This is a genomic window from Steroidobacter cummioxidans (assembly GCF_003104955.1).
The window spans coordinates 59,932-73,076 of sequence record NZ_LSRW01000040.1; the positions used below are offsets into that span (position 1 = coordinate 59,932).

At 63.6% G+C, this 13,145-nt stretch carries 8 protein-coding genes; 2 read left to right on the top strand and 6 right to left on the bottom strand.

Features of this window, described 5'->3' with window-relative positions; genetic code table 11:
* The 6 genes from D0550_RS19390 to pilG form a co-directional block, all read right to left on the bottom strand.
* The gene (locus tag D0550_RS19390; protein WP_116810841.1) at positions 1-480 is read right to left on the bottom strand and encodes a chemotaxis protein CheW; all 480 of its coding nucleotides are present in this window, start codon (positions 478-480) and stop codon (positions 1-3) included.
* Positions 477-7,286 (bottom strand): hybrid sensor histidine kinase/response regulator, encoded by a 6,810-nt coding sequence (locus D0550_RS19395; protein WP_116810842.1) that lies wholly within the window; start codon positions 7,284-7,286, stop codon positions 477-479. The genes D0550_RS19390 and D0550_RS19395 overlap by 4 nt, the downstream gene beginning before the upstream one ends.
* 15 nt (positions 7,287-7,301) lie before the next feature.
* The gene (locus D0550_RS19400) at positions 7,302-9,422 is read right to left on the bottom strand and encodes a methyl-accepting chemotaxis protein (protein ID WP_116810843.1); all 2,121 of its coding nucleotides are present in this window, start codon (positions 9,420-9,422) and stop codon (positions 7,302-7,304) included.
* A 224-nt stretch (positions 9,423-9,646) separates the two neighbouring features.
* Positions 9,647-10,213 (bottom strand): chemotaxis protein CheW, encoded by a 567-nt coding sequence (locus tag D0550_RS19405; RefSeq protein WP_116810844.1) that lies wholly within the window; start codon positions 10,211-10,213, stop codon positions 9,647-9,649.
* A gap of 19 nt (positions 10,214-10,232) precedes the next feature.
* Entirely contained in the window at positions 10,233-10,604 is a 372-nt protein-coding gene (locus D0550_RS19410; protein WP_116810845.1) for a response regulator transcription factor, read from the bottom strand.
* A gap of 62 nt (positions 10,605-10,666) precedes the next feature.
* On the bottom strand, positions 10,667-11,065 hold the full coding sequence (gene pilG, locus D0550_RS19415; protein WP_241520851.1) for a twitching motility response regulator PilG: 399 nt from the start codon (positions 11,063-11,065) through the stop codon (positions 10,667-10,669).
* Between the two features lie 186 nt (positions 11,066-11,251).
* Between pilG and gshB the strand changes: the two genes are divergently transcribed.
* Complete coding sequence (gshB, locus tag D0550_RS19420; protein WP_116810873.1) at positions 11,252-12,244, top strand: glutathione synthase; 993 nt, start codon at positions 11,252-11,254, stop codon at positions 12,242-12,244.
* The gene (locus tag D0550_RS19425) at positions 12,241-13,143 is read left to right on the top strand and encodes an energy transducer TonB family protein (RefSeq protein ID WP_116810847.1); all 903 of its coding nucleotides are present in this window, start codon (positions 12,241-12,243) and stop codon (positions 13,141-13,143) included. Before gshB ends, D0550_RS19425 begins: the two co-directional genes overlap by 4 nt.
* The last annotated feature ends 2 nt before the right edge of the window (positions 13,144-13,145 follow it).

The following is a 13,145-nucleotide window of genomic DNA, read 5'->3' on the forward strand; positions in this document are numbered from 1 at the left end:
TCAAGCCGCCCGGCTCTCTTCGCTGATCATCTGTTCCAGGTGCTCGAAGTCCGGGATCAGTGGCGACTCGTTGAGCATCCGCACCTGACACAGGATCGGGCCGCGTTCCGGGAACGTGCGGCTGGGGTCTGACTTCACGACGTCATTGTTCACACGCACCAGCTGCGGGAAGCCCTGCGTGATGACGCCGAAATAGCCGCCCGTCACCTGACTGCTCAACGCCACGAAAATCACGATACGCGTACGCGTGCCCGGCGTCGGCACCTGCTGACCGCACGCTGCCTCGAACGAAATCACCGGCACCGGCCGGCCGCTCCAGGAAATCGTGCCGAGATACCAAGGCGGCACGCCTTCCACTTTCTCCGGCGCCTGCCACGTCACGACTTCGGCAACGCACGCACGCGGCACGATCAAACGTTCCTGCGCGAGCGGGATCAGCAGGCTGTACAGCTCGTGCGAGGGTATGTCAGTAGCACTCACGACACTTTCCTTCTACGGGCCTGGACCAGCGGCTCGATAGCATCGAGCAGCTGATTTTCCTGATACGGCTTGCCGAGATAATCGTTCACGCCGATCTCGATCGCGCGGGCGCGATGTTTCTCGCCAACGCGCGAGGTAATCATCACGATCGGAATATCGGTGAGACGCGCGTCGGCGCGCACTTGCGTCGCCAGCTCGTAACCGTCCATACGCGGCATTTCGATGTCGAGCAGGATCACATCCGGGATGTGTTCCTGCAGGATCGACAGCGCATCGACGCCGTCCTTCGCCGTCATCACGCGCATGCCGTTGCGCTCGAGCAGGCGCTGCGTCACGCGGCGCACAGTGATCGAGTCGTCGACGACCAGCGCGAACGTGCGCGTGTCCTGCTTCGGCTGCACTTCCAGCGGCACCTTGCCGCCGCGCCAGTCGGAGCGTACCAGCGAGCCCATATCCAAGATGATGACGATGCGGCCGTCGCCGAGAATCGTGGCACCGGCGATACCGCGAATCGTCGCGATCTGCGGGCCCACCGACTTCACGACCATTTCGCGGCTGCCGACCAACTCGTCAGTGACGATGGCGGTCGAATGTTCGCCCGCGCGAATCAGAATCAGCGGCACGGATACATCGAGCTCAGGCAGCACCGACGGACCACCGCCGACGAACGCGCCGAGATGTTGCAATCGATAAACCTGTCCGCCGTAGTTGAATGACGGCGCTTCCTCGGCCAGATGTTTCTCGACTTCCGACTTCGGAATGCGAGCGACGCCTTCGACCGACGGCAGCGGCAGCGCGTACAGCTCATCGCCCGTGCGCACGATCAACGCTTGCGTGATAGCCAGCGTGAACGGCAGGCGGATCGTGAACTTCACACCCTTGCCGATCTCCGACGCGGTGAACAGCGCGCCGCCGAGTTTCTTGATCTCGTTGACCACCACGTCCATGCCGACGCCACGACCGGCATGTTGAGTGATGCTGCTGGCGGTGCTGAAGCCCGGCTCGAGAATGAGCTGCATGGCTTCTTCATCGGTTAGCACGCGGCCCGCTTGTAACAAGCCGCGCTGCTTGGCGCGCTCGCGCACGGCATTCACGTCGATGCCGCGACCATCGTCTTCGAGGACGATGACCATTTCCGAGCCTTCTCGGTGCAGGCCGACTTTGATCGTACCTTGCGCCGGCTTGCCGCGAGCGACGCGCTCTTCCGGCGTTTCGATACCGTGCACGACGGAGTTACGCAGCATGTGCTCGAACGGCGGCAACATGCGCTCCAACACCTGACGGTCGAGCTCGCCATTGGCACCGACGACCACCAGCTCGACACTCTTCTTCGTGTCGTTCGCCACCTGGCGCACCAGACGGCTGAGACGTTGCACATGGCGCTGGAACGGCACCATGCGCGTACGCATCAGGCCGTTCTGCATTTCCGTCACGACGCGCGACTGCTGCAGCAACAGGTTCTGAGCTTCGCGGGTGAGATTTTCGAGCAGGCCTTCGATCGAGCTCACGTCGCTGACCGATTCGGCGAACGCGCGCGTCAGCTGCTGAATGGTCGAGTAGCGATCCATTTCCAGCGGATCGAAGTCGGCGCGATCCGGGAACTGCTCCTGATGGCGATGCAGGATCTGCGATTCGGTCTCCAGCTCGATCTTGCGCAGCTGATCCTTCAAGCGCGTGACGGTGCGGCCCAGTTCGGCGAGGTTGAACTCGATGGAGCTGACCTGCTGTTCCATACGCGAGCGGAAGATGCTGACTTCGCCGGCGTTATTGAGCAGGTTGTCGAGCAGGTCGGCGTCGACGCGTGCGAACTCGCGAGGCTCTTGCTGAGTCGGCTTCTCGCGGCCCGGCAGTGCGGGTGCTTGCTGTTCGGCGACCTCTTCCTGCTGCTCGCTGTCTGGCGGCAACTCGGGCGCGACGGCCGAGACATCGTGAGCTGCGTGCACGCCGGTTGCAGCGTGCTCAGCCTGGATGGCGGCATCGGGCGACTCTTCGACACGCACCGATTCGCGAGCCGCAACCGCGCCGAGCTCGTCGGCGCCGAATTCAACTTCGACGTCGGAGAGGTCTTCGATTTCCGGCGCCGCCGGCAGAGCTGCGTCAGAGCGTGCAGCTGTCGTCCCAGCATCTTCCCATGCGCCTTCGGACAGCTCGCCGTCGGCGACCACGTCACTGGAGCGTGCGTCTTCGGCGTCCGACAGCGCTCGCTTGGCGACGTCGTCTTCCGTCAGCGCTGCGATGTCGCCCAGCGTCGGGACGATGTCGGTATGCGAGCCGATGTCTTTGTCGTCGGGCGAGTAGCTCTCGATCTCGACGATTTCTTCCGCTGGCGCATCGAACACCGGCGCCGGCGTGAGCGCGGCCGGGGGAACGATTTCGGGCGCGATCGGCGCGGCTGGCATGATCGCTGCGGCTGCAGTTGGCGCAGGCGCCGGTGCCGGCGCCGGAGCCGGCTCTTCCTCAGCTTGCCCGCCGATCAGCGCACGAATGCGCCTCATCAACTCGCGCGCTGGCTTGCAACGCTCGCCATTGGCAACCACATCGCGCATGCGATGCAGCTCGTCGAGACTCGCCTGCAGAGCGTCGAACACTTTCTGCTCGGCGGGCACCTGACCGCTCTCGACCAGGCCCATCAATGTTTCCAATTCGTGGCTGAGATCGCCCATGGCGCGAATGCCGGCCATGCGAGCACCGCCCTTGAGCGTGTGCACGACGCGCTTCAGCTCGAACACGAGTGCGGTGTTGGCGCGATCGCGAATCCACGAGGAGAGCGACTGGTCGGCGGTTTCGAGCAGCTCGGTGGCCTCTTCGGTGAAGATGGCCGCGACCTCTGGATCGAAATCGCTGTCGTCGTAGTCGCCCTCGTCCTCGATCGCCGGCGCCGCTTCGACAGCAGGCTGCGATTGGGCCGCAATCGGCGCCGGCTCGGACATCGAGAGCGCGGCAGACTCAGCAACTGCCTGCGCTGACTGCAGATCGGCGGACGACGCCGACTGCGCTGTCTCGCTCGCCAACGTCTCCGCCGCAGCCGGACGCAGCAGCGGGCTGCGAATCGTCTCTGCATCATCGCGTGCAACCGCCGTCTCGGGCGGCAACACGGGCGGCTCGTATTCCGCGGCCCACGGCGCGGTCTCGACGATGAGATCGCTGGCCTCCTCGGGCAACGGCTCATTCATCTGCAGCAGCGCGCGATTGCTTTCCTCGAGGAGTTGCTCGTCGACGACGATGCCCGGCTCTTCCTTCGTCAGCTCGGCAAGCGCCGCCGCCTCCTGGGTAAGATCGTCCTCGGCAGTCAGCTCGACTTCTTCGATCTCGGCTTCGCCGCTGGAAACATCGATGTTTGCAGCCGGGCCGGCGCCTTCCGCCGGGAAGTGTTCGTAGGCCCACTGCAGCGTATCGAGTGCGGATTCGAGCTCGACGACTTCGCCGGCCGGCTCGCCGAGCGTGATTTCTTCGGGCGTGAGATCGACCGAGCCAAGCACGATCTCTTCACCCGCTGCTTCCGCGGCTCCGCCGCTAGCAAGGTCGCCAGCGAGTGTGGCGGCGTCGAGCGTAATCTCTTCGACTGCGTCTTCCGGCAACTCCAGCGCAATGCTGTCGAGCGTGATTTCTTCAGGCACCGCATCGGCGCCGACATTCAGCTCACCCGCAGCAGCGAGCGTCGTTTCATTCGGCGCAAGCGGTCCGAGCGTACCGGCTTCGAGCACACTCGGCTCGACCGGAGCGAGCTCGAATGTTTCGGGCTCGAGCGGCGGCAACATGGCATTGACCGCCGTCAGTGACAGCTCGTCGACGTGGACGGGCTCGAGCGACGGCGGCGGCACCGCCAGATGCTGGTTGATGCTGGTCGCCGCGGTCGACGTGATCAAATGTTCGCCGGTGAGTTCGCTGTTCGTGGCATTGGACGCTGTCGTCGCGCCCAGCTCGGCGATGCGAGAAATTTCCGCATCGAGCGCGTGCTCCAGCTCGTTCAGGCGCCGCACGATCAGATTGTGGTCGAGGAAGAACCCGGTGTTCTCGTTGATGTTCTCGACGACCTGTTGGATCGCAGTCACTGCGTCCGACAACGAAGCCAGCCCGGCGTCCGGCATGCCGATCGAATTGTCGTAGAGCTTGCGAACGTAACGATTCAGCGGCTCGGCAATCTTGATGCCCTGGCGAGCGCCGGCAGTTTTCGCCGTGCCGCTCAGCGTGTGACACGAGCGGTGCAGGTCTTCAGTGACGGCATAAGGCGGCGTCGCCAGCTGACAGGCGGCGATGAACTTATGAATCGTCGCGAGGTGTCCCGCGGTTTCTTTGGCGTAGATCTCGTGGAGCCCCGGGTCCATTGGGGATTCTGCCAACGGCGCCGCGAGGGTTGTTACTTCCGGGGCTGGGTCTGTTTTTTTTTCCGGCGCAGGTGAGAGTGTCGGCGCCTCCATGGCGGCGGCCAACACCGGCGGCTCCGGACGCCGCACTGGAGCAGGCGCTGCGGCGGGAGCAGCGGCAGGCGCCGGCGAGCTGGGACGCACTCCAGCGAGCGTGTTCGCCGTGTTGATGATCTTCGCGATGTCGGCCTGCGGCGCGCGGCCTGTTTCGAGCTGTTCGACGAGCTCGGGCACGGCGGCCACGGCGGAGCGCATCAGCGACATCATGTCGGGCGTGCGATCCAGCGTCTTGTTGATGACGCGATTCAACATGTTCTCGACCGACCAGGCGAAGTCGCCGATCAGCTGCGCGCCCACCATGCGACCGCTGCCCTTCAATGTATGGAAGGAACGGCGCACGTTGACCAGCGCTTCCTGGTCCTGCGGGTTGGAGTCCCACAGCGGGAAGAACTGATTGAGCTTGGCGATCTCGTCCTTGGCCTCTTCGATGAACAGCTCGACGAACTCCGGATCGACCTCGCGATCGACAGGTTTCGTGAGTGCCGGCGGCATCGGCGCAGGCGGCGGCTGAGGTACGGCGGCCGGCTTGGTCGGACGACGCACTTGCTGCGTGACCGGATCGAGCACAGCAGTCGGTTCGTGCTCGGTGCCGAGCGCAACGGTCGGCGCGTGCGTCTCGATAACAACCGTACGAGCGTGATCCGGCGTCGCGTCGCCAAACGCATCGACGCGCGGAATCGGCTGCGCCTCGGAGAGATAACGCAGGCAGGTTTCAGCGTTGTCGAGCATGTACCAGGGATCGGCGCGGCCGGCCTGGATGGTCTCCATGTAGTACTCGACAGCGACGATGGCATCGGCGAGACGATCGACCGCTTCCTGCGGCAACGTCAGGCCGTCGCTGCGCACGAAATTCTGCAGCGCCTTGTCGATACCTTCCATGATCTCGACGACGCGCGTCTTGCCCAGCATCAACAGGCCGGCAGTGATGCCGCGCATGAGTTGAGGAATCTGATCGACAGCCGCGCCCTCGCGCGGTTTGTCCAACGAGTGCGCGATCGCTTCCTTGATGCGCGCCATGTTGACGATACATTCGCGCAGCACCGCCTCGGTGACCAGGCGGAATTCGATATCGTCCGGGCCCGCCGGTTTTGCCGGCGCGCTGCCCGTTTCAGCGGCAGTCGGCACAATCATGCCGACCAGCTGTTCATCCAGGCTGTCTTCGACCTTGATGAGCGTCGCAGCCATCCGCAGCAAGGTGCCTTCACCCGCTTTGGACTTTTGCGCCACGATGGCCTGCAGATCGGCTGTCTCGGTCTGCACTTTGTCGCGCAACTCGCCGAGGCCCAGCACGCCGAGCGTATCGGCGATCTTCTTCAACAATTCCAGCTGCGGCGCGAGCTCGTCGACCTGCGTACCGCCCTGGCGCACGAAGATATCGAGCGCGTCTTTCACGCGGCTCAAATCTTCCTTGATCGCGGCGGCCACGGTCTTCATGAGCTTGACCGACGGCGCGGACAAGCTTTCGCGTGCCTGCTCGACACCATCGTCGACCGGCAGCAGCTCGGACAAACGGAACGAAGCGCGAACGGCGGCGACGCGCGGACCGGTGGTGCGTGCACGGGCGACGTAATAGAGCAGGTTATTCAGCAGCTCGAGCGGCGGCGAATCGGCGTAACGCGCTTCGCCCGACTCATACAAACGTTTCATTTCGCGGTCGGCCTGACCGAGCAGACGTTTGATGGAAGCACTGCCTTCCAGCCCGCCTTCACGCAGCGCTTCGAGGATCGCGCCGACCACCCACCACAGCTGGAACACCGCTTGTGTGGTGGCGACGTGCTCCAGCTTTTCGCTGGTCCGCGACAGGATCTCGAGGTTCTGATCGACGCGCTCGCCCTTGATCCAGCCCAGCAGGCCCAGCTGGAAACGAGTGCGCAACTTGCGGGCCCACTGCGCGACAGTGAGCGCGCCTTCGGCGGCACCGGCAACCGGATTCGCTTGTTGATCCGAGCTGAGATTCAGCAGCAGCAGTGTGCCTTCGGACAACAACGCATGACCGCGCACTGCGCGCAGGTCGTTCAACAAAGGCAGCAGCACGAGCGCCATGTCACGCCCGCCGCTCATCACACGTTCGAGATACGTCGGCAGCTGCACCATCGCGCGCATCAGCGCGTCGAGGCCCTCGGCGAGATGACGCTTCTCGTTGAAGTTCGAGATCAGATAGTGCGCGACCTGGCCCATTTCTTCGGCCAGCAATGCCGCGCCATACACTTCGGCGACGCGCAAGGCGCCGTGCACCGCGTGCAGGTGTTCATTGCACTTACGAAGCAGCGCCAGGTTGTCCTGTTGCTCACCGAACGCTTCCAACGAAGCGCGTGCTTCGTTCAGTTCGCTGGCGAGCTCGCGCGCAACGATGTGCAGAGTCTGCGATGAAACCTCAGCCATGGTCTCGCGTAGTTCTTAAGCGTTGAGGCCGCTGACTTTCTTCGGCGCGTTGGTGCGGTTCGCAGCGGTGCCGCTGCCGGTCGCGGTGAGCGACGGAGGCGGTGCCGCTGGCGGCGCTTTGCGAGCCGGATCGGTCAACAAGGCAGAGCCACCGGACACAGCGTCCGGCAGTCGGAAGCCCGCGACGGACTTACGCAGCTGCGAGGACAGCTCGGCAAGCTTGCCGACCGAGCTGGACGTAGCGGCGGAGTTTTCCGCGGTCTGCGAGCTGATCTCTCTGAGCACGCCCATGTTGCGCGCAATGTTCTGCGCGGCCGAGGACTGCTGGCGCGCGCTGGCGGAAATGTTTTGCACGAGGCTGGCGATCTGATTCGACACCTGCTCGATCTCTTCCAGGGCCGCGCCGGCGTTCTCAGCCAGCAGGGCTCCGCCGACCACGTCCGTGGTACTGCGCTCCATCGACACCACGGCTTCGTTGGTATCGGCCTGAATCGTGCGCACCAGCACTTCGATTTGTTTAGTAGCGTTCGCAGCGCGCTCGGCCAGTCGCTGCACTTCGTCCGCGACGACCGCGAAACCGCGGCCCGCTTCACCGGCCATGGACGCCTGAATGGACGCGTTCAAGGCCAGAATGTTGGTCTGCTCGGCGATGTCGTTGATCAGCTCGACGATGTTGCCGATCTCCTGCGAGCTCTCGCCCAGGCGCTTGATGCGCTTCGACGTTTCCTGAATGGTCTCGCGGATGGTGTTCATGCCGTCGATGGTACGACGCACCGCCTCGCCGCCCTTGTGAGCGACATCCACCGAGTGGCGGGCAACGTCTGCCGAGCGCTCGGCGTTGCCGGACACTTCCTCGGTCGACGCCGCCATGGCGGCCACCGACTCCGAAGCCAGCGCGACTTGTTTGGACTGCGCGACCGACGCCTTCGCCAGCTGACTCACCGAGCCCTGAGTTTGTTTGGCCGCGGCATCGAGCGACACCGCCGACTCGTTGATGGTGGCGACCAACTCGCGCAGCGCTTCGATGGCGTAGTTGATGGAGTCTGCAATCGCGCCGGTGATGTCTTCGGTCACCGTCGCTTGCACGGTGAGATCGCCGTCGGCGAGGCTCGACAGCTCATCGAGCAACCGCAGAATCGCTTCCTGGTTGCGCTCGTTCTTGCTCGCCTGCACTTCCAGCTGTTTGCGGATGTTGCCGCCCATCGAGTACAGCGACGCGAGCACGACCAGCGAGATCAAACCGATTGCGAGCAAACCGATTGGCAGCGCCTTGCTGTTGACCACACCCGCAGCGGCACCGCCCGGGACGCCGACGCGAGTGGCGAACGCGGCGTAAATCCTGTCGCCGCTGGCGGCGAGTGCTGCAGCCGCTTCGCGAGCGGACTTCACGCGATCAGCGGAGCTGATGGCAGTGCGAACCTTGTCGCTCAACTGAGCATACAAAGAGCTGGTGCTCTTGAAGCGGCCTTCCGCTTCCGGCCCCGTCACCTTGGGCAGACCCAGCCCCGCATCTTCACCGCCGAGACCACCGATGACCTGACCCATGTAGTCGTTGCCGTCCGCGAGCCGGCGCGCGATCACTGTCGCATCGCCCACACCACCCGCGAGCGCTTCGACGTCCTGTTGCAGACGCAAGCCGGTCAGCTCGAAACGTTCCAGATGACGGGTCATGCCTTCGATGCCGGGCGAACCGAGCGCGCTCGCGACATTGCCGAGGCTTTGCAGCAGCTGCGGCACCAGAGCACGCACTTCGATGGCGGACTTCTGCACGCCTTCGATGGCTTCCTGCGCGTTCAGAATCGCCTGGCTTTGTTTCAACAAATCAGTGGAGCCGGCGAAGCTCTGCACATCCGGACCGAGCGAAGCCGCCAGCGTCGAGTAACGGGTGCGCGATGCAGACAGCGCATTGAACGCGCCCTGCGTGCCGCTCAGTGCGGCGTTTTGGGCTTTTGCAGCGGCAGCTTTTCTTGGGACAGCGCCAGCAGCTTTCGCGTTCATCTCGCGCACGCTCTGGTCGTCGCCGCCGGTATCTGCGCCTGCGAACGCTAACAACCCCAGCGCCGCGACCACGCACACCAGCGCGACCACCATGAGGGCCGGCAGGAAGCGCACGCCAATCATTTTTGTTTCAGCCATGACCCTGCCCTTCCCTGGCAATCTTCCCGTCTCCCGAGGGATTCCCTCGGTTGTGCTGCTTGGATCGCACAACCTCCCGGTCAAAAGACGCAATGCCGTGCCTGCGCGCCGGCGCCGGCTTATGCCGTGTGCTGATGCTGTACTTGTTTTGCACGACCGTCTTCCAACTCGTCCCGTCTATCTAATTGGCCAAACTCGTCTCAATTTCGGCTCGATCGACTCAGCTAGGACGCTGCCGCCTGCAGAAACTCGGCGCTCTCCAGCAGCGAGCGCAGACTGAACACCGGCCAGCTCTCCGTGCCACGCCGGAACGCGCCGGCGAGATAACGATCGCAACGTACGATGGTCGGCGGCGGCGTCGCCGAGAACTCACCGTCGGCAAAACGGCGAAACCCCAGGACTTCGTCCACCAGCAGGCCAGCCGGCACTTCGCGATGATTCGCCACCAGCACGCGCGTGCTGCGATTGGTGGTGGTCATGCCGCCGCCTAGATAAGCGCGCAAATCGACGACCGGCAACAACTGACCTCGCACATTTGCAATGCCGCGAATCCAGGGCTTCGCACCTGGCACGCGCGTCACAACGGACGGATAACTCAGCACCTCGCGTGTCTCTTCACGCGCGGCCAGAAAACTTTCCGAGCTCAAACGGAATGCCACGCCCACCCATTCGCGCTCGGCGGCCGCGTCACGGCCCTGGCCGGTCAGCGCGACGCGCGCGAGTCGCTCGAGCTCCCGCAGCAGATCGAACGGCTTTTCTCGCAGCGACTTGAGGGTGGCAGTGGCGCTCATTTCCTTTCGGCAGTCCCTGTCAGCCGGCCTGGGTCAGCGCGGCCTGCGCCTTCTCGATCAGCTTTTCCATCGAGACCGGTTTCACCAGGTAGTCCTTGGCGCCCTGGCGCATGCCCCAGATGCGATCGGTCTCCTGATCTTTGGACGTCACCATAATCACCGGAATGGCTTTGGTGTCCGGGTCGGAGGCGAGTTTGCGCGTCGCCTGGAAGCCATTGACGCCCGGCATCACCACGTCCATGAAAATCAGGTCGGGTTTCATTTCCTTGGCCTTGCGGATCGCCTCGGCGCCATCGCCGGCCGACGCCGTCTGATAGCCGTGGCGTTCCAGTGCCTTCTGCATCACGTGCACTTCCGTCGGCGAATCGTCGACGATGAGGATCAGTGCCATACCTTGCTCCGCCGTACCTTGCTCCGTTCGCGTTGCCAATGCTGTGCGCATCGCCTGTTCCCTTACCGGGCTACCACGCCGACATGGGTTTCGATCGCGTTCAACAGCTCATCCTTGGTGAAGGGCTTGGTCAGATAGTGCTCGGAGCCGACGATGCGGCCGCGGGCGCGATCGAACAAACCGTCCTTGCTCGACAACATGATCACCGGAATGGAGCGGAACACCTTGTTGTGCTTGATCAGCGAGCAGGTCTGATAACCGTCCAGGCGCGGCATCATGATGTCGACGAACACGATGTCGGGCTGATGGTCGGCGATCTTGGACAGCGCATCGAAACCGTCGACGGCCGTGAATACCTCGCATCCTTCCTTCGACAGCAGCGTCTCGGCCGTCCGGCGAATGGTCTTGCTGTCGTCGATGACCAGCACCTTGAGGCCCGACAGCCGGGCAGACTGGCTCACGCTTAAGTTCTCCATCGCGCTAATTCCTCAAGCCGCCTTCAGGCGGTGGCACAACCGCCGGAACTTTTAACATATTGGTTATAGGGCCGCCATCGCCCGCCTTCCTATACTATGAAGCCCGTCACACAGCGCTCGCGCCGCGAATTCCGTGTGATGTGTACGCTCGACTTTCCAGGTGAAATGCCCATGTCCGCTAAATCCAATCAGGCCAACCCAAGCACTGTGTCGCAGCCCTGTCGCGTCGTCGTGGTCATGGATCCCATCTCCGAGATCAAACCGGCCAAGGACACCACATTGGCCATGCTGCTGGCGGCTCAGGAGCGCGGTTGGGAGCTGTGGTATGCCGAGCAGCGCGATCTGTGGCTGCGCGATGGCGTGCCGCTGGCGCGGCTCGCGCCGCTCACCGTCAAGAACGATCTGCAGGATTGGTATCAGCTGGGCGAATCCCGGGTGCAGGGATTGTCCGAATTCGATGTCATCCTGATGCGTAAGGACCCGCCGTTCGACATGGAGTACATCTATACGACGTACATCCTCGAACGTGCCGAGGAGGCTGGCGTGCTGGTGGTGAACCGGCCGCAGGGTCTGCGCGACATGAACGAGAAGGTCTACACCGCGTGGTTTCCGCAGTGCTGCGCCCCGACGCTGATCACGCGTGACATGGCCGACATGCATGCGTTCCTGAAGGAACACGGGCGTATCGTCTGCAAACCGCTCTACGGCATGGGGGGTCGCTCCATCTTCGTGCTCGAGCAACAAGACAAGAATGCCAATGTGATTTTCGAGACCATGACCGAGTACGGCACGCGCTTCGCCATCGTGCAGAAGTATCTGCCGGAGATCGTCGAGAGCGGCGACTCGCGCATCCTGGTCATCGATGGCGAGCCGGCGCCTCACGCACTGGCGCGCATCCCCTCGGCCACGGACAATCGCGGCAATCTGGCGGCCGGTGCCAAGGGCGTGGGCCGCGAGCTGAACGACCGCGACCGCTGGCTGGTCGCTCAGATCGGGCCCGAACTGCGGCGCCGCGGGATGCTGTTCGTGGGCCTCGATGTCATCGGCGGATACGTCACCGAAATCAATGTGACCAGCCCGACCGGCGTGCGTGAGCTGGACAAGCAGTTCGGTACACAGCTCGCGGGTCTGCTCATGGATGCGATAGAGAAGCGATTGTCATGAATGCAACGGCTCAGCCCGATGACAGCTCCCTCTCCAGCGATTTGCAGGAGGGGCAGGCACCCGTCAACGACCGGCTGACCACCACTTTGTTTCTGGCGGCGTTGTTTCATGGCATCGTGATTCTGGGGATCACGTTCGGTGTGCCACGCGGCGACAGCACCCCTACGCCGACCCTGGAAGTGCTGTTGCTCACCAGTAACGACACCAAAGCCGCCGACAATCCAGACGCTCAATATCTGGCTCAGCGCAGCCAGCAAGGCAGCGGCACCACCGATGAGCGCGTGCGGCCGGCGAATCCGATGTCCTCGCCGGTGATGGCCGACCTGGATGGCGTGCCCGACGGCAACAGCGATCGATACAAGGAAGCGGTGAGCGGTCAGCAGTCCACCGAGATCGTCAGCAGCCGCAGTAACCGCAGCGAAGTCGAATATCGCAGCGGTGACAACAATCCGTCACAACAGGCCGAGGTGCCGTTGGCATTGTCGCCGACCGCGCCGCGCCCGATTGCGACCAGCGCGACCGACAACTCGCTGGTCCTGCGCGGCAAGCGTGCGGATGGATCGGTCGAAATCGTGCCGAATACGCGCGAATCCAAGCTGGCGCCCTACCTGAATGCCTGGCGCACCAAGGTCGAGCGCCTGGGCACACTCAACTTTCCGCAATACGCGCGTGACGGTCAGACCGGCAACCCGGTGCTGGAAGTTTCCTTGAAGGCCGACGGCACGCTGGGCGACGCACTGATCCGCCGCTCCAGCGGCAGCAAGGAAATCGACCAGGCAGCGCTGTCCATCCTGCGCCTCGCCTCGCCCTTCGACCCGTTCCCGAGCGAGCTGCGCAAGCAGTACCAGGAATTGCGTTTCGCCTATGAGTGGCAATTCCTCGGCGCCACCAAAAAATGAGC